Here is an 18,975-nt window from a genome sequence, read left to right on the forward strand (position 1 = left end):
ACTGTAGGACTTTCGAGAGAGAGTAGCGCCGTTGATGCCACCACACTCGCACGGAACCACCACAGTCCGACCGGACCGCCGCCGAGGTGCGGGCCCGGGGCTGAGGTGCGGGCCGGCCGGACTGCCACCGGTCAGGCGTTGGGGTCGGTGACGAGCCCCTCGGAGACCATCCAGTCGAAGGCGACGTCGGCGGGCTCCTCGCCCTCGACGTCGACGCGCAGGTTGAGCTGGCGCATGACCTCGTTCGTCAGCCGCCCGCCGAACGAGTCGAGGACATCCTTGTACTCCTCGTGGTTCGACAGCGACTCCGCGTGGAAGGTCGGGGCGGCGTTGTAGGCGGGGAAGAACTGGCGGTCGTCCTCGAGGACCACGAGGTCGAGCGCGTCGATCCGCCCGTCGGTGGTGAAGACCTCGCCGAAGTTGCAGTCGCCGGCCGCGGTCGCGGAGTAGATCGCACCGATGTCGTAGATGCCGATCTGGTCGTCGGGCACGCCCTCGGCGTCGCCGCGCGGCAGCTCGTAGAGATCGAGCATCGGGTTCATCCCGTCGACACGGGAGTTGAACTCGGCGTCCACGCAGAAGGTGCGCTCCTCCACGGGCACCTCGCCGATCTCCGACAGGGTGGTCATGTCGCCGAACTCCGCGGCCGCCTCGGGCCGCACGGCGAAGGCGTAGGTGTTGTTGAGCGGCATCGGCTCGCCCCACACCACCCCGTTCTCCGCATCCTCCGCGGCCACGGCCTCCCACATCTCCTGGGTGTCGGGGATGCTCTCCTCCTGCCCCAGGTAGGTCAGCCATGCGGTGCCGGTGTACTCGTAGCCGACGTCGGCTCCACCGGACACGATGAGCTCCCGCGACGGCTGGGAGCCGGGTACGTTGGTGAGGTCGACGACCTCGTAGCCGGCCGCCTCGGCGGCGAGGACGGCGATCTTGCCGAGGATGAGCTGCTCGGTGAACTGCTTCGAGGTCACGGTGATGGGGTCGGCATCCGCCGCGCCCGGCACCTCGGTGATCTCCCCGGGCCCGACGGCCGGGACGAACGAGGCGGCCGGCTCGAGCCCGCACCCGGTGACGGCCAAGGTCGCGGCGGACAGGAGTGCGGCGATGCCGAACCGGGTGCGGGGATTCCGTGTGCGCTTCTCCATCACAGTCCTTTCGGGCGGGCGAAGTACTCGACGACGCGGCCCAGCCAGTCGACGACGAGGGCGAGGAGCGCGACGAGGAGCGAACCGGTGACGAGCACCGTCGTGAGGTTGAGGTTGACGCCGGTGGTGATGAGCACGCCGAGCCCGCCGCCGTTGATGAAGGTGGCGAGGGTGGCGGTGCCGACGAGCAGGACGAGGGCGGTGCGGATGCCGGCGAGCATGAGCGGCACGGCGAGCGGCAGCTCGACGCGGAACAGCACTGCGGCGGAGCTCATCCCCATCCCGCGGCCGGCCTCGATGAGACTGTCGTCGACCTGGGTGAGGCCGACCATGGTGTTGCGCAGCACGGGGAGGACGGCGTAGAGGACGAGCGAGACGACCGCCGCCCAGAACCCGAACCCGAGCCAGAACGCGAGGAGCACGATGAGGCCGATCGCAGGTGCGGCCTGACCGATGTTCGCCACGGTCATCACCGGGGCGGTGAGGAACCGCAGCGGCCGGCGGGTGAGGAGGACGCCGGCGGGGATCGCGATCGCGAGCACGATGACCGCGGAGACCGCGGTGAGCGCGAGGTGCTCGACGGTGTAGCCCCACAGGGTGGCGGCGTTGAGCGTGCCGAGCTCGGTCTCCGAGAGGTCCGCGGTCGCCAGCCAGATCGCGACCGCGGCGAACACGGCCCCGATGACGAGGATCTGGAGCACGAGCGTGCGCCGCTCCTGGGCGCGTGCGGCATCCCGGGTCCCGGCGGTCGGCACCGCCGGGTCGGTGGTGCGGCGGTCGCTGCGGGACTGTTCGGTGCCGGACTGCGGGGCGCGGGTGTCGGTGCTCTCGCTCATGGCGATGTCACCTCGACCGGGCCGGTGTTCTCCCCGAGCGGGGAGGGCGGGGCCTGTTCCGCGCCCGCCGAACGCGCGGAGGTGATCGCGTCCATCACGGTCTCGACGCCGATGACGCCGAGGAACCGGTCACGGCCCCCGGTGACGATCGCGTTGCTCGTCGAGGACACGAGCATGGTGTCGAGTGCGTCGTTGAGGGAGGCGCGCTCGCCGACGACGGGGAGATCCTCGTCGGGGCGGTCGGGGAAGGCGGAGAGGCGCTCGAGCTGGCGGGCGGAGAACCAGTGCACCGGCCGCTGCCGGGAGTCGAGGACGACGATGGAGTCCTCGGTGCCGGCCGGGGCGGTGCCGGCGGCCTGTGCGGTGCGGAGCGCCTCGAGCGCGGCGGCGGGTCCGGCGTCGACGGGCGAGGTCAGGGCCTCGCGCACTTCGGCGTCGGCGACCCGGCTGAGCGTGAGCTGCTTGAGGCCGGCGCCGGAGCCGATGAAGTTCTCGACGAAGTCGTTCGCCGGGTGCTTGAGGATCTGCTCCGGGGAGTCGTACTGGACGAGTTGGCCGCCCTCGGCGAAGATCGCGATCCAGTCGCCGAGCTTGACCGCTTCGTCGAAGTCGTGGGTGACGCACACGATCGTCTTCTTGAGCTCGGCCTGGATGCTGATGAGCTCGTCCTGGAGGCGCTGACGGGTGATCGGGTCGACCGCGCCGAACGGCTCGTCCATGAGGAGCACGGGCGGGTCCGCGGCGAGCGCGCGGGCCACGCCGATGCGCTGCTGCTGGCCGCCGGAGAGCTCCTTGGGGTAGCGACCGCGGTAGGTGCCGGGGTCGAGCGACACGAGGTCGAGGAGCTCGTCGACGCGGTCGGCGATGCGCTGCTTGTCCCAGCCGAGCATCTTCGGCACGATCCCGATGTTCGCCGCGACCGTCATGTGCGGGAACAGTCCGCCGGCCTGGATGACGTAGCCGATCCGGCGGCGCAGCTTGTCCGCGTCCATCGTGGTGATGTCCTCGTCGCCCATGATGATGCTGCCGTCGGTGGGTTCGATGAGGCGATTGATCATCTTGAGCGTCGTCGTCTTGCCGCAGCCGGACGGTCCGACGAGCATGACGGTGCTGCCGGCGGGGATCTCCATGGTGAGTCCACCGACGGCCGGCTTCTTCTGTCCGGGGTAGGCCTTGGTGATCTCGCGCAGGAGGATCGAGGCGCCCTGCGAGCCGGCGTCGGCAGGAGCGCCGGTGCTGCTCATGTCAGCACCGGTCGGCTGGGTGTCGGTCGGCTGGGCGCCGGTCGGTGCGGTGGCGGCTCCTGCGCTCGAGCCGGTGGTCTGCGGGGTGCGGTCCTGGGGCGCGGCGGGACCGGTGGGATTCTCAGGCACGGATACCTTTCGGGGTGGTCAGCCGGCCGATGCCGACGAGGATGAGGTCGAGCAGGAGCGCGAGGATGATGATGCCGATGACGCCGACGACCACGGACTCGAGCGAGTTCGCGCCGCCCAGGCGGGACAGGCCGGAGAAGATCAGCCCGCCCAGGCCGGGGCCGAGCGCATAGGCGGCGACGGCTGCGATGCCCATGACCATCTGGGCGGAGACGCGGATCCCGGCGAGGATCACCGGCCAGGCCATGGGGAGCTCGACGGTGAGCAGGGTGCGCATCCGGCTCATCCCGATGCCGCGTGCCGATTCCACGGTGGCGGCCGGCACGGAGGACAGGCCGACCACGGCGTTGCGGAGGATCGGCAGGGTGGCGAAGAAGGTGACGACGATGACCGCCGGGGTCACGCCGTAGCCCACCGGGGCGATGAGGAGGCCGATGAGCGCGAAGGACGGGATGGTCAGGCCGATCGCGGTCACGGAGTTCGCGACCGAGGTCCAGGCGCCGGAGCGGTAGACGAGCGCGGCGAGGACGATCGAGAGCGCGGTGGCGAGGATGAGGCACTGGACGACGAGGCTGAAGTGCTGCCAGCCGGCGAACAGGATCTGGGGCAGTCGGTCCACAAGGTAGTCCCACATGGCGTCCGCCCCTATCGATTCATCTCACGTCAGCATGGTGTGTGTTCCGTACGGCCTGCGCGGGCAGACCCGTCCGCGCCTCCGCAGAGCGGTCGCGGTGTCATCCAAGGTAGCGAGATGAGGGGCGCATGCCCAGGTCATGCGGGTGGTGTCGAGCCTTCGTGACCAAGTCGTGACTGCCCGCCCCGGCGCACCCCGCCGCCGAGGTGGGAGCCGGGGGCGCGCCCCCGGCATGGACGGAACTGTGGGGCTTCCGGCGGAGAATGGGGCCGTTGATGCCACCACCCTCTGCCGAAATCCCCACAGTCGTGAGCGCGCGCTCCAGGTCAGCTGAGCATGTCGCGGACGAGCGGGACGACCTTCTCGCCGTAGAGCTCGATGCTGTGCATGATCTTCTCGTGCGCGAGCGGGCCGGTGCTGACCTTGAGGTCGAACCGGGTGGCACCGAGGGCCTGCATGCCGGCGGCGATCTTCTTCGCCACGGTCTCCGGGGAGCCGACGGCCATTGAGCCGTGCTGCGCCTCGTGCTCGAACGATGCGCGTGACGGCCGGCCCCAGCCGCGCTCGGCGCCGATCCGGGCGACCTGCGCGGTGTAGGGCTCGTAGAGCTCTTCCATCGCCTGCTCGTCGGTGTCGGCCACATGACCGTAGGAGTGGTAGCCGGTCGGGTTGGACTCGGTGGCGCCGAACTCCGCGAGAGCGCGCCGGTAGAGGTCCGCGAACGGGGCGAACCGGTCCACCGGACCGCCGATGATCGCGAGCATGAGCGGCAGGTCGTGGTGGGCGGCGCGGATGACGGACTGCGGGCTGCCGCCGACGGCGATCCAGGTCTTGAGCTCCCCGCTCTCGACGGGCGGGTAGAGGGTGGCCGCATCGAGGTCCTGGGTGTGGGTGCCCTGCCAGGTCACCGGCTGCTCCTGCCGGAGCTTCGCGAACAGGGCGAGCTTCTCCTCGAACAGGTCCTCGTAGTCCTCGAGCCGGTAGCCGAACAGCGGGAACGACTCGGTGAAGGAGCCGCGGCCGAGGATGACCTCCGCGCGGCCGGAGCTCAGTGCGTCGAGGGTGGCGAACCGCTCGTAGACGCGCACCGGGTCGTCGGAGCTCAGCACGGTGACTGCGGAGCCGAGGTGGATGTTCTCGGTGCGCGCGGCGATCGCGGCGAGCACCATCTCCGGGGCGGAGACGGCGAAGTCGTCGCGGTGGTGCTCGCCGATGCCGATGAAGTCGAGCCCGACCTCGTCGGCGCGCACGCCCTCCTCGACGACGTTGCGCACCGTCTGCGCGTGGGTGAGGAGTGCGCCCTCGGGGCCCGCAGTGACGTCGCCGAAGGTGTCGATGCCGAATTCATGAATCATGCCAGTCGAAACCTGGTTGAAGGATCAATTATTCCGGGCCGGCTGCGGGCTCGCGGAATAGCCCGTGCGCAGGGCACGTTGCATCGGTCGTGAAGACCACTGCGACGACCATCGGCATCGTCGGTGTCGGCAAGCTCGGCACGGCCCTCGGCCGGCTCGTCATCGACGCCGGCTGCGAACTCGCGCTCGCCGGACGGCCCGGCCAGCCGATGCTCGACCTCATCGTCTCCAGCCTGCTGCCGGAGGCGCAGCTCGTCGACTTCGCCGAGCTCGCCGCCCGCGCCGACATCACGATCCTCGCCGTTCCCCGCCCCGCCCTCGCCGTTCCCCGCCCCGCCCTCGCCGAGCCTCGACCTCGCGGCCCTCCGCGGCATCGTCATCGACGCGACGAACGCCTGGGAGGCCACTGACGGCATCGCTGCGCCGGCCGGGGCGGAGCCGCAGCTGAGCGGCACCTGCGGGCTCGCCCGGGACCTCCCGCACCTCGCCGTGGTCCGCACGCTCAACCACGCCGCCTACACCGACCTCGCCGCCGATGCGCGCCCCGCCGGGGCTCCCGGCCGGCGGGCGCTCGGCGTTGCCGGGGACGATCCCGCCGCGCTCGAAGCAGTCGCCGCGCTGGTCGACCGCCTCGGTTTCGACCCGGTGGTCCTGGGCCCGGACCGCGCCCACCTCCTCGACGTCGACGGGCCCGTGTTCGGCCGCCGGCTCGAGCGGGCGGAGTTCGAATCCGCACTCGCGGCCGCCTCGGCTCCGGCGTCCGGCTGACGGGGCGCGCGACGGGCCCGGTGTGGATCTCCGCCGGGCCGCATCCGACCGCCTGGTGGGACCCCGGTTTCGCGCCCGCCCGGTCGGCTCACTAGGCTCGGGGGTGTGATGCGCCTCACCGCCGAGGCGCCGCCCACTCGCAGCCGCCGCGCGGCCGGATCCAGGAGGACCCATGACCCATTCGTTCGACGAGGCGATCGCCCTCACCCCCGACGGCAGCGGTTCGGTGACCGCGCGCACCCACCCGGACTGGGCGAACATGGTCGGCCCCTACGGCGGGGTCACCGCGGCCGTCGCGCTGCGTGCGGTGCTCGAGCACCCCGAGGTGCTGGGCCGCCCGGCCGCCCTCACCGTGAACTACCTGGCGCCGATCGCCGACGGCGAGTACACGCTCACCGCCGTCCCCGTGCGCACCAACCGCTCGAACCAGCACTGGACGATCACGGCGACGCAGAACGGCGAGGTCACCGTCACCGGCACCGCGCTTTTCGCACAGGTGCGCGAGACCTGGTCCGACACCGAGGCGGCGTTCCCGCAGGTGCCGCCGCCGGCCGAGGTGGACCCGCGGCCGGGCGCGCTGCCGCTGCCGTGGCTCAACCGCTACGAGATGCGGGTGATCGACGGCGAGATCCCCGAGGGGCCCGGCCAGGCCCGCCCCGATTCCCTCACGCAGCAGTGGTTCCGCCATGCCGAGCCGCGCGGCTGGGACTTCCCGGCGCTCGCCTCGGCCTGCGATGTGTTCTTCCCGCGGATCTTCCTGCGCACCGGCGAGCGCGCCCCGGCCGGCACGGTGAGCTTCACCGCGTACTTCCACGCCGGCGCCGAGGAGCTCGCCGCGCAGGGCGAGTACCTGCTCGGCGTGGCGCAGGGCTCCCGGTTCGGCCACGGGCTGTTCGACCAGGCCGCCCAGATCTGGGGCGAGTCCGGTGACCTGCTCGCCACCACGCACCAGCTCGTCTACTACAAGTGACATCCGTGCGCTGCGTATGACGCAGACGCAGTCGACCCCGGGTGCCGTCGTCCGCGATGACGGACGGGTGGCGTACCCGGGATCGAGCTGAGGCCCGCTGCCGGCCGGCGGCCGCATGCACCCGGACGGGTGCGTGCGGCCGCAGGCGATCAGCTCGGGCGGTGGGGGAGGTAGACCTCTTCGAAGAGCTGTGCTGCGAACGGCGCGTAGTCGAAGTCATCGGCGTTGTACCACTCGTCGAGCGAGTCGAAGTCGCCGCCCTCCTCGTAGCCGATCTCCTCGGCCACACCGCTCCACTTGTCCGCGGCGTCCTTCATCCGCTGCGAGGCGTCGGAGCCGATGAGCCCGTCCTCCTCGACCTGTGCGATGAGCTCGTCGTTCGTCTCCTTGTACTTCTTCTCCGCCTCGGGATCGAGCGGGGTCATCTCGCCGCCGGCCTCGCGGAGCTGCTTGACGCTCGCGGCGTTGCCGTTGGCGATGACCTCGGAACTCGCGATGAAGCCGCCCTCACCGGCGTCGAAGATGATCTGCTGGTAGGCGAGCGGGAGGTTCTGGAAGTTCGTCCCCGCGAGCATCGCCCCGGCGCCGCGGCTCGACAGGCTCGCCTCCGGCGAGGCGTAGGAGACGTTCGGGGCGATCTCGAGGAGACCGGCCTCCTCCGAGGGGAGCAGCTGGGCGAGCGTGCAGTCGACGGTGCCGCGCTGGATCGCCTCGAACACCTCGACGTACTCCATCGACACCGGGGTGGCGCCGAGGTTGCTCGCCACCTTCTCGAGGGAGACGCTGGGGATGCGGACCTGGCGGCCCTTCCAGTCGTCGAGCGTGGTGCCGGAATCCGAGCAGATCGCGTGGTGGTTGCCCGTGCTCACCACAGGGGTCAGCGGAACGATGCCCTGCTCCTCGTATCCCTGGAGGATCTCCTCGGAGTTCCACGCCATGTCGATGATCGCGGCGTTGCCCACGAGCTCGCCGACGACGGGGGAGTTCGGCAGCCCGGCCGAGGTGGTGGCCAGGGCATCGAACGCCGGGTAGGTCGACGGATCGTAGATCGGCAGGGCGTAGGAGACATCGATGCGGCCGTCGGACAGGGCATCGTCGATCTCGGAGTAGCCGGCGATCGCCTGTGCCCAGATGACCTCGACGGTGATCTTCCCGCCGGAGCGCTCCTCGACGTACTCCTTGAAGTCGTGGGCGGACTGGGCGGACACGGAGTTCGGGCCCTGGGCGCCGGCCTGGTAGACGATGTTCACCGGTTCGAGCTCGGAGAGCGCGGCGTCGACGTCCTCCTGCGAGGCGCCGTAGTCGAATCCGCTGCCGCCGCCCTCACCGCCTCCGCCTCCACCGCCGGCGCTGCCCGCGCAGGCGCTCAGGGCGAAGGTCGCGGAGGCCGCGAGTGCGGCCAGGGACAGGAATCGTCCGTGTCGAACAGTGGTCATGGGGTTCCTCCTCGTCGAGGGACTCTCGCGTGGCGCGCTGCCCGTCGATGGTGCCGGGTGCGTGGTGCGGTGGTCGATGCCGGGCCCACAACTGTGTGAGCTCCCTCATTTATACCACCGCCGGCGGTGATTCTTGAGGTTGACGTCAGATTTGCGAGGCCCCGGTCGGCGGCTCGGGTGTGTCCGGCAGTCGGCGCGTGCGGCGGCGACGGTCTTCGGATACCGGTCAGCTCCCGGCCTGGGCGCGCTCGGACAGGCGCGACGAATCGTCGCAGATGCCTGTGCTCCCGCTGGTGGAGCACCTCGGAATCCGGGGAGGCGACAACAGACCCCGGAGCGCACGGTGGGCCCCGTGGGGATCGAACCCACGACCCGCGGATTAAAAGTCCGCTGCTCTACCAACTGAGCTAGAGGCCCGAACGGCGGTTCCAGCGCGGAGCCGGCCGTTCAGCGCACGAGCGTGCGCGGGTCAAGTCTAATCCGCGCGCGAGCCCCCGCCCAATTCCATTCGTGGACGCCTGCCCACGCCGCACCGGCCGAATCGGTAATGTTGCACGGGCACACATCGACGGTGCGTCCCATCCGCCCGCGCCCGCAGATCACGGACCGAGCGCCGGTCTGCAGACCACGCGCAGACCGCGAGCAGGCGAGCAGCGGACCACGACCGGACCACGAGCGGAACACGAACGAGCGGAGGCGGTGGAACATGGCCCACGACCGCACGGACCCCGCGCCCGCCGACCCGCGCGGCACCTGGCGCCTCATCGCCGCGCTCGCCGTCGCGAGCACGGGCGGCTCGTTCATGCAGACGCTCGTCGTCCCCATCCAGAACCACCTCCCCGGCCTCCTCGACGCCTCGCGCGCCTCGACCGCCTGGGTCCTCACCATCTCCCTCGTCGCCGCCGCGGTGACGACGCCGATCTCCGGGCGCCTCGGCGACCTGTTCGGCAAGCGCACCGTCGCGCTCGCCCTCATCGGGCTGCTCATCCTCGGCTCGCTCGTCGCAGCACTGTCCACCGGCCTGGTCGGGCTCCTCGTGGGCCGGGCGCTGCAGGGTGCGAGCATGGGCATCATCGCCGTGGCGATCTCGATCCTCGGCGACCACCCCGACCCCCGCCGCAGCACCACCGGCATCGCGATCGTCAGCGCGAGCCTGGGGTTCGGCGGGGCGCTCGGTCTGCCGCTCAGCGCCTGGGTGGTCCAGCTCGGCGACTGGAAGCTCCTGTTCTGGGCCTCCGCGCTGCTCGGGGTCATCACCTTCCTCGGCATCCTCGCCGCTGTCCCGGCCTCGCCGGGCACCCACCAGCGCGTCGACGTGCTCGGCGCGATCGGGCTGGCCGCCGGCCTGTCCGGCATCCTCATCGCCGTGTCCCAGGGCCCGGTCTGGGGCTGGGCCTCGGCACCCACCCTGGGCCTCGGGTTCGGCGGGGTCGCGGTGCTCCTGGCCTGGGGTGTGTTCGAGCTGCGCGTGGCGGAGCCGATCGTCGACCTGCGTCTGCTCGCCCGCCGCCGGCTCCTGCTCGTCAACCTCGGCTCGATCGCGCTCGGCTTCTCCTTCTTCGTCATGGAGGTCGCCTTCATGCAGATGCTCGAGCTGCCGGCCGACACCGACGCCGGGCTCGGCCTCACGATGCTCGGGGGGAGCCTCGCACTCGTCCCCGGCGCGCTCGCGATGATGGCGCTCGCCCCGGTCTCCGCCCGGCTCATCCGCGGCCTCGGCGGGCACATGGCGACCGGCATCGGGGCGCTCACCATCGCACTGGCCTACGGCTACACCCTCGTGTGGCACGACGCCGTGGGGCACCTCGTGCTGTCGAGCACCGTGCTCTGCGCGGGTCTCGCCCTAGCCTACGCGGCCATCCCCACGCTCGTCATGGCCGAGGTGCCGCGTTCGGTCACCGGCTCGGCGAACGGCGTCAACGCCCTCATGCGCAGCGTCGGCACGAGCAGCGGGGCCGCGGTCACCGGCATGGTGCTCGCCGCGACGAGCCAGAGCCACGCCGGGGCCGAAGTGCCCGCTCTGTCCGGCTTCCTCGTCGTCTTCGCGCTCGGCCTCGTCACCGCGCTCGCATGCCTCATGCTCGTGTGGGCCGCGCACCGCTCCCACTGACCCGGCTCTGCCGGTAACCCTGCAGGCCCCGGGCCAGAACGCCGTCGACCTGCCGTTCATGCTCGATCCTCGGTGGGAGAAACGGGCAGGAGCGACAGGTCGATGGACGGCGGTGCTCAGCCGGGCGCGGGCCCCGGCACCCTCAGCGGAGCACGGGATCCAGCCGGCTCAGAGGCGGGCGTCGGGGTGGTAGGTGCGGGGCGCCTCGTCCGCGGTATCCGGGTCCGCGGAGCCGGTGTGGGCGACGATGTCCGGCCCGCCCCGGCCGTCACTGCCCTTCCGACCGGCGTCGCCCTTCCGACCGAAGCCGCGGCCCTTGCGGCCCTTCCGTCCGCGCTCGGCCTCCTGCTCGTCGACGACCTCGCCGTCGATGACCTCCCCGGCGCGCTTCTTCTTCAGCCGGAGCACGTTCTTGAGCCCGCCGACGATGTTCGCATCGCGGCGCGGCGTGCTCACCTGCGGGTCGAGCTCGCGCTCGAAGTTCACCGGGAACGGCCCGAACGCGGTCCGCGCATGGTCGACGACGGTGTTCGCCATCGTCCGGTTGACCACGGCCCCGACCACCGCGCCGACCCCGAACGGCAGGATCCGCCCGACGAACGAGCCGCTCGCCTTCGCCGCGTACTTCTTCAACAGCATCTTGCGCATCCGGCGGGTGAGCGAATTCATCATCGACGCCGGCAGCTGCTTGGTGACCATCTGGCCCCAGTTCGCGGTCACCGCGGGTCCGGTGCCGCTGGCCTGACCGGCGAACTTCTTCACCAGCTCCCGCCCGGACTCCCCGAGCATGAGGCCCATGACGAGCACGTTCGCGCGCTCCGGATCCCGCACCGGGAGCCCGTGGAGCTCGGCGACGGCCTGCGCGTAGAGCGCGGAGCCCTCGAGGAACCCGGCGGTCTCGACTGCCGCCACACCCATCGCCGCACCGGTGCGGATGCCCGGCACCACGGCGGTCGCACCGACCGCGGCCCCGCCGCCGGTGGTGAGGTTGACGTAGTGGCTGCGGACGATCTCGGCGATGTCGGCCGGAGTCGCCTCCGGGTGCCGACGCCGCAGGCTGCGGAGGTAGGCGAGCACGATCGGGCGCTGCACGCTCAGCAGCCTGCGCACCCCGCCCTCGGCCTTGGGGTGGAGCGTGCCGTCCTCGTTGACCATCATCCCGGCGGCCCGTCCGAGCCCGGCATTGACCACTGCGTTCTTCACCATGGGAGTTCCTCTCTCGCGCGCTGCGGGCCCCGTGACCTGCACGGGGGATACCCACAAGCGGCATTGTGAAGTCTGACGCCGGTGCCCAGTCTACGACCGTGCCCGCGCCCCCGCTCCGATCCAACTCCCAGCGCCGGCGGGGAATAGCCGTGCGGTGCCCCCGCACTACACTGGACGGCGATGTCCAACCCACCGCGTCACCACAAGCCGCGCATGATGCCCGACCTCGAGCACCTCGCGCCCCAGCCCGACCCGGCCGCCCGGGCCGAGGCGGCGCACGCCACCGCCGCGCTCCTCGTCGGCACCCGGGACGGGGAGCGCGATGCCGCTGCGACCGCCCGGTTCGTGCAGCTCGCCGACGAGGTCGGGCTCGAGGCCGTCGCCGAGATCTGGTCGACCGCCCCCGCCGTGTCCCTGCCCGGTGCGCTGTGGCGCCTCTACGCCCTGCGCGACTGGATCCGCCGCTCCCCGCAGCAGGCCGCCGCCTGGTTCGCCGCCGGGCGGGAGGGTCACACCGTCGCCGAGGTGATCGCCGGGGTGGAGGCACCGCCGGGACCCGATGCGGTCGCCCGCGCCGCCGATGAGATCCTCGCCGGGGCCTTCACCGGCGACTTCGCGATCGCCCTCGCCCGCGCCTCGGCGTTCGTCGAGGTCGCCGCGCGCGGCCGGGTGCTCACCGGGGACACGGGGACGGGGGCCGAGCAGTTCGAGAACCTCGCCCGCGACCTCGCCGGCGCGGCCCGCGCCCACCGGATCGGGCGCCTCGGCTGAGCGGGCCCGGCGCGGTCGGCAGCACCGTCGCACTGGTCGACCACGCTCCGTCGGTCGGACCGCACCTGCGCGCATTGGGTTTCCTCGGCCCGGACTGTATCCTGCTGACGTGGCCCGCAAGGGTCGCACCGGGTGCCGGACCGCTGAAGCCCCGGGCTCCAACATCAGCCGCTTCGAGCGGCCTACCGCCGAGAGGCGCTCTCGGTCCGGCACCCACCCCTCCCCAGCGCCGCCGAACGAGGAGAACCGCGTGCGATTGCGCCGAGTCCCCCGGGAATCGCAGTTCTACGAGCTGTTCATCGAACTCGCGGAGCACCTCCAGGACGGCAGCCTCGTCCTCGCCGAGCTCTCCGGCATCCCCGTCGACGAACGCCGTGCGGCCGCCGGGCGGATGCAGGAGATCTGCGATGCCGCCGACGCCTCGGCCGGGGCCGTGCTGCGCCGCCTGCGGGAGAACTACGTCACCCCGCTCGACCGGGATGATCTGTACCTCCTCTCCGACAGCCTGCGTGTGACGTGCCACGCACTCGACGCTGTCGGCTTCGCGATGACGTCCTCGGCGTTCGACGACCTGCCGGTCGGTGCGCTCGAGATGCTCGCGCTGCTCTCCACCCAGGCCGACCAGACCCTGCGGATGACGCAGCGGCTGCGCGGCAAGACCGACCAGTGGGAGTACGTCGAGAGCATCGACACGCTCTACCACCGGGCGGTCGGCCTCCAGCAGCGGGTGTCCGACGCAGTCCCGGCCTCCCGCCGCGGGCTCACCTACGCGATGGCCGCGATCCAGCTCTCCGCCGCCTTCGTCCAGGCCTCCCGCTCCTTTAAGGAGATCGCCCGCGTGATCGGGACCATCGCGGTCAAGGAGTCCTGAGGTGGAGCTGCTGTTCGCGGCGGTGATCGTCCTCGTCGTCGCGTTCGCGTTCATGAACGGGTTCCACGACGCCGCGATCACCGTCGGCAACGCCGTCGTCCACCGTGCGCTCACCCCCCGGCTCGCGCTCGCCCTCGCCGCGGTCTTCAACTTCATCGGGGCGCTGCTCGGGCAGGGCATCGCGCAGGTCGTGGCGGAGAACATCATCGAGCTCCCGAGCGACCACCGCGACATCCTCCTCATCGTGTTCGCCGGCGTGCTCGGCGGGCTGCTGTGGAACATCGCGACCTACCTCGCCGCCCTCCCGGTGTCCTCGACGCACTGTCTGTTCGGCGGGCTGATCGGTGCCGGGCTGGTGTTCGGGGCGAGCTCCTCCGGGCACGAGCTGTTCACCTCGGTGCTCGCGCCCCTCGTCCTCACCCCGCTCGTCGCGTTCGTGCTCGCGATGCTCGCCATGCGGGCGATGGCCGCGTTCGGCGGGTCGCTCGCCACGAAGCCGCTGTTCCGCCGCAGCCGAATCATATCGAGCGTGCTCGCCGGGGGGCTGTCCCTGGCCCACGGCATCCAGGACGCGCAGAAGTCCGCGGCGATCATGATGGTCGCCGTGCTCGCCTACACGACCTCCGCACCGGTGGGCCTCGAGGCGTTCTCGATCGACTGGCCGGTCCGGATCACCATCGCCGTCGCGCTGGCGCTCGGCACCTTGGTGAGCGGCTGGCGGATCGCCCGGACGCTGAGCGTGCGGATGGTCGACCTCGACCCGGTGAAGGCGGCGGTCTCGGACTTCACCTCGACGACCTTCATGTACATCACCGCCCTGATGCTCCGGGTGCCGGTGTCGATGAGCTTCATCGTCGTCGCCGCGAACCTCGGCACCCAGTTGGGCGGCCGCCGGGCCTCGGTGCGGATGCGCTACCTCATGCCGGTCGTCGGCTCCTGGCTGCTGAGCCTGCCGGCCGCCGGGCTGCTCGCCGCTCTCCTCGCCCTCCCACTCCTCGCCCTGCGCGCCTGAGCACGGGGGCTCCCGGCAGGAGTGTGGTGGTTCCGTCCGAGAGTGGTGGTGTTGATGGTGGCATTCTCCCTCGGAACCACCACACTTCCCGAGGTGTGCGCGGGGGGCCGAGGTGCGCGCCGGGTGCCGAGGCGTGCGTCGGGATGAATGCGGACTGCCGCGCAGGACTGTCGTCGGACAGCGCTGCGCGGCAGTCGTGGCGCGTCGGATCCCGGGCGGAGTTCAGTTCCGGGCCACCGGCCTCAGATCAGCCGAAGCGACCGGAGATGTAGTTCTGGGTCTCCTCGTTCGCCGGGTTGGAGAAGATCGTGCTCGTGTCGTCGTACTCGATGAGCTTGCCGGGCTTGCCGGTGCCGGCGATGTTGAAGAACGCGGTCTTGTCCGCCACGCGCGCGGCCTGCTGCATGTTGTGCGTGACGATGACGACCGTGTACTCCTCCTTGAGATCGTTGATGAGGTCCTCGATCGCGAGCGTGGAGATCGGGTCGAGAGCGGAGCACGGCTCGTCCATGAGGATGACATCGGGCGAGACGGCGATCGTGCGGGCGATGCACAGACGCTGCTGCTGACCGCCGGACAGACCGGAGCCGGGGCGGTCCAGGCGGTCCTTGACCTCGTTCCACAGGTTCGAACCGCGCAGGGAGCGCTCGACGATGTCGTCGGCCTCCGAGCGCGACATCCGCGCGCCGTTGAGCCGGTGGCCGGCGAGGATGTTGTCGCGGATCGACATCGTCGGGAACGGGTTGGGCCGCTGGAACACCATGCCGACCATCGCGCGGACGTTGACCGGGTCCACGCCGGGGGCGTAGATGTTGTCGCCGTCAAGGAGCAGCTCACCCTCGGCGTAGGCGCCGGGGATGACCTCGTGCATGCGGTTGATGGTGCGGAGGAAGGTGGTCTTGCCGCAGCCGGACGGACCGATGAACGCGGTCACCGAGCGCGGCTCGATGTTGATGTTGACGTCCTCCACCGCAAGGAACTTGCTGTAGTAGACGTTGAGGTTACGGGCGTCGATGCGCTTGGACATGAGATCTCTTCCTGGGATTCAGTCGGACCGCGACTCAGCGGCCGGTCTTCTTGGGCGCGAAGGCCTGGGCGATGATGCGGGCGATGAGGTTGAGCACCATGACGATGATGATGAGCACGAGGGCCGCGGCCCAGGCGCGCAGAGCGGAGGGCTCCGCCGCGGCCGGAGCGGTCGGGTTGACGAGCTGGCGGTAGATGTAGACCGGCAGGGCGGTCATCCAGCCGGAGAACACGTTCCAGTTGACCGTGGCCGCGAAGCCCGCGGTGACGAGGATCGGAGCGGTCTCACCGGTGACGCGGGCGATCGCCAGGGTGACGCCCGAGGCGATGCCGGACATCGCAGTGGGGAGCACGACCTTGAGGATCGTGCGCCACTTGCGCACGCCGAGCGCGTAGGAGGCCTCGCGGAGCTCGTTGGGGACGACCCGCAGCATCTCCTCCGTCGACCGCACGACCACGGGGATCATGAGCACCGACAGTGCGATCGCGGCCGTGAGGCCCATCTTCACCATCTGCAGCTGTGCCGGGCCTTCGCCGATGAACGTCGTGATGAACAGCTGCACGGCGGCGAAGGCGAACAGGCCGGCGACGATCGACGGGATGCCCGTCATGACGTCGACGAAGAACGTGATGGCCTTCGAGAACCAGCCGCCGCGGGAGTACTCGACGAGGTAGATCGAGGCCATGAGGCCGATCGGCACCGAGATCAGCGTGGCGATCGCGGTGATCGCCACCGAGCCGATGAGGCCGTGGAGGAAGCCGCCCATGAGCGGGGCGCCCTCATTCACCGTGGCCTGGTCGGAGGCGCCGGTGACGCCGCCCATGTCGACCCACAGCATGTTCGGGTTGGCGAGCAGGGTCGGCAGGCCCTGGCCCACGACGGTCCAGATCACCGAGATCAGGGGGAGCAGCGCGACGAGGAACGCGCCCCACACGAGGTTCTTCCACAGGCCGTCGGTCGCCCGGCGGCGGTTCTCCACGACGAGGGTGACGATGTACATCGCGATGACGTAGAACACGCCGGTGAGGATGACGAAGCCGGGCCAGTTGAATCCGCCGCTGAGCACCGCGGTGACGACCCCGGCGAGGACGAGCGCCCCGACGAGCACGGCGATCCAGGTCCACGCGGGTTTCTGGCCGGCGGTGAGCGCGTTCTTCTTCTTGACCTGCGTGCGCGGGTCCGGCGCTGCGGTATCGGTCGTCTTCATCAGTTGGCTCCCGAGAATTCCTTGTGGCGGCTCACGATCCAGCGGGCGATCATGTTGACCACGAGGGTGATGATGAACAGCATGAGGCCGGCCGCGATGAGCTCGGACTGGCGCATGCCGAAGGCCTCGGGGAAGTTGAGCGCGATCTCCGAGGGGATCGTCGCGTTGCGGCCCGAGGTGATGAGGCTGAGCGAGAACACGCCGGGCGACAGCACGAGGGTGACGGCCATCGTCTCGCCGAGAGCGCGGCCGAGCCCGAGCATGACGGAGGAGATGATGCCGGCGCGGGCGAACGGGAAGACGGTCATCCTGATCATCTCCCAGCGGGTCGCGCCGAGCGCGAGCGCCGCCTCCTCGTGGAGCTTGGGCGTCTGGATGAAGATCTCGCGGCACAGCGAGGTGATGATCGGCAGGATCATCACCGCGAGCACGACGCCGGAGGTGAGCAGGGTGCGTCCGGTGGTCGAGGGGTCCCCGGCGAAGAACGGGATGAAGCCGAGGTTGTTGTGCAGCCACCCGTAGATCGGCACCATCGAGGCGGCGAGGAAGGTCATGCCCCAGGCGCCGTACACGACCGAGGGGATCGCGGCGAGGAGGTCGATGACGTAGCCGACCGGAGTGGCGATCTTCCGCGGCGCGTAGTGCGAGATGTAGAGCGCGATGCCGACGGCCACGGGGGTGGCGAGGATGAGCGCGATGATCGAGGCGAGGACCGTGCCGCCCATGAGGGGCAGCACGTACTGGCCGAAGGTGTCGGCGCTCGCGATCGAGTCCTGGTTGGAGAAGACCTGGGGCCAGAGCGCGGGGAGCGACTCGGTGACCAGGAAGATGGCGACGAATGCCAGCACCAGGAGGATGATGACGCCGGCGGCGAGCGCGGTGTTGGAGAACACCTTGTCACCGGCGGCCCCGCCGCGGGATCTCTTGAGAGCCGAACCCTTCTTCGGCTCTGCAGAAGCTGTTTGAGTCACGATGACTTCCTCGGTTTGCCCCGGTCGGCGCTGATCCGCTCACGGGTGGGTGGAACGACAGGGCGGCGATCGATGTGCAACCTGCGCAATGCAGCCACCGGGTCAGATGGAGCTGTGACCCGGTGGCTGCATCGTCAGTGATCGCCGCAGGTGGTGGACACTATCAGCCCTGGACGCCGATCGCATCGATGGACTGCATGGCCGCATCGCGGGTGCCGGCGGAGATCGGAGCCGATCCCGCAGCGCCCTCGGCCTCGGACTGGCCGGCCTCGGAGACGACGTAGGTCGCGAAGGCCTTCGCGAGGTCCGCGGTCTCCTGGTCCTGGTACTGCTTGCAGTAGATGTGGTACGACACGAGGACGATCGGGTAGACGCCGCCTTCCTCGGTGTCGCGGTCGAGCTCGACGGAGCCGTCCTCGGCCTGCTCGGCCGACTCGACGGCCTGCGCGGCGGCATCGGCGGAGTACTCGACGTACTCCTCGCCCACGCCCACGGCCACGGTGCCGAGCTCGCCGACCTGCGAGGCGTCGGCGTAGGTGATGGCACCCTCGGTCGAGTTGGTCAGCGACACGACGCCGGAGGTCTGCTGGGCGGACTCGGCGGCGATGTCGGAGGGCCAGGCCTCGACGACGTCGTGGGTCCAGGAGTCGGGTGCGGCGGCGGCGAGGTACTCGGTGAAGTTCTCGGTGGTGCCCGATTCGTCGGCGCGGTGGACGACGGTGATGTCCATGTCGGGGAGCTCGACGCCCTCGTTCTGCGAGGCGATGGCCTCGTCGTTCCACTTGCTGATCTCACCGGTGAAGACCTTGGCGATGGTGTCGGCGTCCATCTTCACGGCCTCGGAGACCTCGGGCAGGTTGTAGGCCACGGCGACGGGGGAGATGTAGGCCGGGACGTGGAAGACGCCCTCGGGGCCGCAGATCGACTCGGCCTGGCTCTTCTCGTCGTCGTCCATCGCGGCGTCCGAGCCGGCGAAGGAGTACTGGCCGTTGAGGAAGCCCTCGCGGCCCGAGCCGGAGCCCACCGGGTCGTACTGGACGGTGAGGTCGGCGTGCTCGCCCTTGACGCCCTCGACCCAGGCGGTCATGGCCGATTCCTGCGAGGAGGCGCCGCCGCCGATGAGGGTGCCGGCGATCGAGCCGCTGTCGCCGCCCTCTCCGCCTTCACCTCCGCCGTTGGAGCCGCCGTTGGAGCCGCCGCAGGCGGACAGGGTCAGGGCGCCGACGGCGAGGAGAGCCGCAGCAGGAGCAAGTCGCGTGATCTTCACGAAGATGCCTTTCGTC

The 18,975-nt window shown here is 70.6% G+C and carries 18 protein-coding genes and 1 tRNA gene; 7 read left to right on the forward strand and 12 right to left on the reverse strand.

Translation table 11 applies throughout. From position 1 onward, the window contains the following. Positions 1-131 precede the first annotated feature (131 nt). The 5 genes from FDF13_RS05775 to FDF13_RS05795 all read right to left on the reverse strand — a co-directional run bounded on the left by FDF13_RS05775 (position 132) and on the right by FDF13_RS05795 (position 5,343). On the reverse strand, positions 132-1,145 hold the full coding sequence (locus tag FDF13_RS05775; RefSeq protein ID WP_137318836.1) for a glycine betaine ABC transporter substrate-binding protein: 1,014 nt from the start codon (positions 1,143-1,145) through the stop codon (positions 132-134). Beyond that, the gene (locus FDF13_RS05780) at positions 1,145-1,981 is read right to left on the reverse strand and encodes an ABC transporter permease (RefSeq protein ID WP_137318837.1); all 837 of its coding nucleotides are present in this window, start codon (positions 1,979-1,981) and stop codon (positions 1,145-1,147) included. The genes FDF13_RS05775 and FDF13_RS05780 overlap by 1 nt, the downstream gene beginning before the upstream one ends. Beyond that, complete coding sequence (locus FDF13_RS05785; protein WP_137320384.1) at positions 1,978-3,225, reverse strand: ABC transporter ATP-binding protein; 1,248 nt, start codon at positions 3,223-3,225, stop codon at positions 1,978-1,980. The genes FDF13_RS05780 and FDF13_RS05785 overlap by 4 nt, the downstream gene beginning before the upstream one ends. Positions 3,226-3,346: 121 nt before the next feature. Further along, positions 3,347-3,988, reverse strand: coding sequence for an ABC transporter permease (locus tag FDF13_RS05790; protein WP_137318838.1), 642 nt, complete (start codon positions 3,986-3,988; stop codon positions 3,347-3,349). Between the two features lie 326 nt (positions 3,989-4,314). After that, on the reverse strand, positions 4,315-5,343 hold the full coding sequence (locus FDF13_RS05795; protein ID WP_137318839.1) for an LLM class flavin-dependent oxidoreductase: 1,029 nt from the start codon (positions 5,341-5,343) through the stop codon (positions 4,315-4,317). 89 nt (positions 5,344-5,432) lie between these two features. On the opposite strand from FDF13_RS05795, the gene FDF13_RS05800 reads away from it, so the two are divergent. The 3 genes from FDF13_RS05800 to FDF13_RS05810 all read left to right on the forward strand — a co-directional run bounded on the left by FDF13_RS05800 (position 5,433) and on the right by FDF13_RS05810 (position 7,081). Continuing rightward, complete coding sequence (locus FDF13_RS05800) at positions 5,433-5,753, forward strand: NAD(P)-binding domain-containing protein (protein ID WP_175406878.1); 321 nt, start codon at positions 5,433-5,435, stop codon at positions 5,751-5,753. Positions 5,754-5,832: 79 nt separating this feature from the next. Then, a complete protein-coding gene (locus FDF13_RS05805; RefSeq protein ID WP_137318841.1) occupies positions 5,833-6,111 on the forward strand; it encodes a hypothetical protein in 279 nt (92 codons plus the stop codon). Positions 6,112-6,283: 172 nt separating this feature from the next. Beyond that, positions 6,284-7,081, forward strand: a complete 798-nt coding sequence (locus tag FDF13_RS05810) for an acyl-CoA thioesterase II (protein ID WP_137318842.1) — start codon at positions 6,284-6,286, stop codon at positions 7,079-7,081. 149 nt (positions 7,082-7,230) lie between these two features. Here the strand turns inward: FDF13_RS05810 and dctP are convergent, their stop codons facing one another. Together dctP and FDF13_RS05820 are read right to left on the reverse strand one after the other, a co-directional pair. Further along, positions 7,231-8,517: a TRAP transporter substrate-binding protein DctP gene (gene dctP, locus FDF13_RS05815; protein ID WP_137318843.1), complete on the reverse strand. Its 1,287-nt coding sequence runs from the start codon at positions 8,515-8,517 to the stop codon at positions 7,231-7,233. 344 nt (positions 8,518-8,861) lie between these two features. After that, a tRNA-Lys gene (locus tag FDF13_RS05820) sits at positions 8,862-8,934 on the reverse strand. Positions 8,935-9,223: 289 nt separating this feature from the next. Between FDF13_RS05820 and FDF13_RS05825 the strand changes: the two genes are divergently transcribed. Beyond that, entirely contained in the window at positions 9,224-10,627 is a 1,404-nt protein-coding gene (locus FDF13_RS05825) for an MFS transporter (RefSeq protein ID WP_175406879.1), read from the forward strand. 168 nt (positions 10,628-10,795) lie between these two features. On the opposite strand, the gene FDF13_RS05830 is transcribed toward FDF13_RS05825, so the two are convergent. Continuing rightward, complete coding sequence (locus FDF13_RS05830; RefSeq protein ID WP_137318845.1) at positions 10,796-11,833, reverse strand: hypothetical protein; 1,038 nt, start codon at positions 11,831-11,833, stop codon at positions 10,796-10,798. 180 nt (positions 11,834-12,013) lie between these two features. On the opposite strand from FDF13_RS05830, the gene FDF13_RS05835 reads away from it, so the two are divergent. From FDF13_RS05835 to FDF13_RS05845, 3 genes are all read left to right on the forward strand, one after another. After that, positions 12,014-12,604, forward strand: a complete 591-nt coding sequence (locus tag FDF13_RS05835) for a hypothetical protein (protein WP_247423433.1) — start codon at positions 12,014-12,016, stop codon at positions 12,602-12,604. Between the two features lie 250 nt (positions 12,605-12,854). Further along, positions 12,855-13,475 (forward strand): DUF47 domain-containing protein, encoded by a 621-nt coding sequence (locus FDF13_RS05840; RefSeq protein WP_137318846.1) that lies wholly within the window; start codon positions 12,855-12,857, stop codon positions 13,473-13,475. 1 nt (position 13,476) lies between these two features. Next, complete coding sequence (locus FDF13_RS05845; protein WP_137318847.1) at positions 13,477-14,487, forward strand: inorganic phosphate transporter; 1,011 nt, start codon at positions 13,477-13,479, stop codon at positions 14,485-14,487. Between the two features lie 247 nt (positions 14,488-14,734). Here FDF13_RS05845 and pstB read toward each other — a convergent pair whose 3' ends face one another. The 4 genes from pstB to FDF13_RS05865 form a co-directional block, all read right to left on the reverse strand. Next, positions 14,735-15,514: a phosphate ABC transporter ATP-binding protein PstB gene (pstB, locus tag FDF13_RS05850; protein WP_137318848.1), complete on the reverse strand. Its 780-nt coding sequence runs from the start codon at positions 15,512-15,514 to the stop codon at positions 14,735-14,737. Positions 15,515-15,548: 34 nt separating this feature from the next. Further along, positions 15,549-16,721 (reverse strand): phosphate ABC transporter permease PstA, encoded by a 1,173-nt coding sequence (gene pstA / locus FDF13_RS05855; protein ID WP_137318849.1) that lies wholly within the window; start codon positions 16,719-16,721, stop codon positions 15,549-15,551. Further along, entirely contained in the window at positions 16,721-17,692 is a 972-nt protein-coding gene (gene pstC / locus FDF13_RS05860) for a phosphate ABC transporter permease subunit PstC (RefSeq protein WP_137318850.1), read from the reverse strand. The genes pstA and pstC overlap by 1 nt, the downstream gene beginning before the upstream one ends. Before the next feature lie 163 nt (positions 17,693-17,855). Beyond that, positions 17,856-18,959 (reverse strand): phosphate ABC transporter substrate-binding protein PstS, encoded by a 1,104-nt coding sequence (locus tag FDF13_RS05865; protein ID WP_137318851.1) that lies wholly within the window; start codon positions 18,957-18,959, stop codon positions 17,856-17,858. Positions 18,960-18,975: the final 16 nt, after the last annotated feature.

It is taken from the genome of Brevibacterium sp. CS2 (assembly GCF_005280295.1).
Lineage (GTDB): Bacteria > Actinomycetota > Actinomycetes > Actinomycetales > Brevibacteriaceae > Brevibacterium > Brevibacterium pityocampae.

Excerpts from the sequence above, each read along its gene's own strand:
- pstA (WP_137318849.1), bottom strand. The coding sequence starts at position 16,721 with ATGAAGACGACCGATACCGCAGCGCCGGACCCGCGCACGCAGGTCAAG.
- FDF13_RS05810 (WP_137318842.1), top strand. The coding sequence starts at position 6,284 with ATGACCCATTCGTTCGACGAGGCGATCGCCCTCACCCCCGACGGCAGC.
- FDF13_RS05830 (WP_137318845.1), bottom strand. The coding sequence starts at position 11,833 with ATGGTGAAGAACGCAGTGGTCAATGCCGGGCTCGGACGGGCCGCCGGG.
- dctP (WP_137318843.1), bottom strand. The coding sequence starts at position 8,517 with ATGACCACTGTTCGACACGGACGATTCCTGTCCCTGGCCGCACTCGCG.
- FDF13_RS05835 (WP_247423433.1), top strand. The coding sequence starts at position 12,014 with ATGTCCAACCCACCGCGTCACCACAAGCCGCGCATGATGCCCGACCTC.
- FDF13_RS05795 (WP_137318839.1), bottom strand. The coding sequence starts at position 5,343 with ATGATTCATGAATTCGGCATCGACACCTTCGGCGACGTCACTGCGGGC.
- FDF13_RS05780 (WP_137318837.1), bottom strand. The coding sequence starts at position 1,981 with ATGAGCGAGAGCACCGACACCCGCGCCCCGCAGTCCGGCACCGAACAG.
- FDF13_RS05785 (WP_137320384.1), bottom strand. The coding sequence starts at position 3,225 with ATGAGCAGCACCGGCGCTCCTGCCGACGCCGGCTCGCAGGGCGCCTCG.
- FDF13_RS05775 (WP_137318836.1), bottom strand. The coding sequence starts at position 1,145 with ATGGAGAAGCGCACACGGAATCCCCGCACCCGGTTCGGCATCGCCGCA.
- pstB (WP_137318848.1), bottom strand. The coding sequence starts at position 15,514 with ATGTCCAAGCGCATCGACGCCCGTAACCTCAACGTCTACTACAGCAAG.
- FDF13_RS05825 (WP_175406879.1), top strand. The coding sequence starts at position 9,224 with ATGGCCCACGACCGCACGGACCCCGCGCCCGCCGACCCGCGCGGCACC.
- FDF13_RS05790 (WP_137318838.1), bottom strand. The coding sequence starts at position 3,988 with ATGTGGGACTACCTTGTGGACCGACTGCCCCAGATCCTGTTCGCCGGC.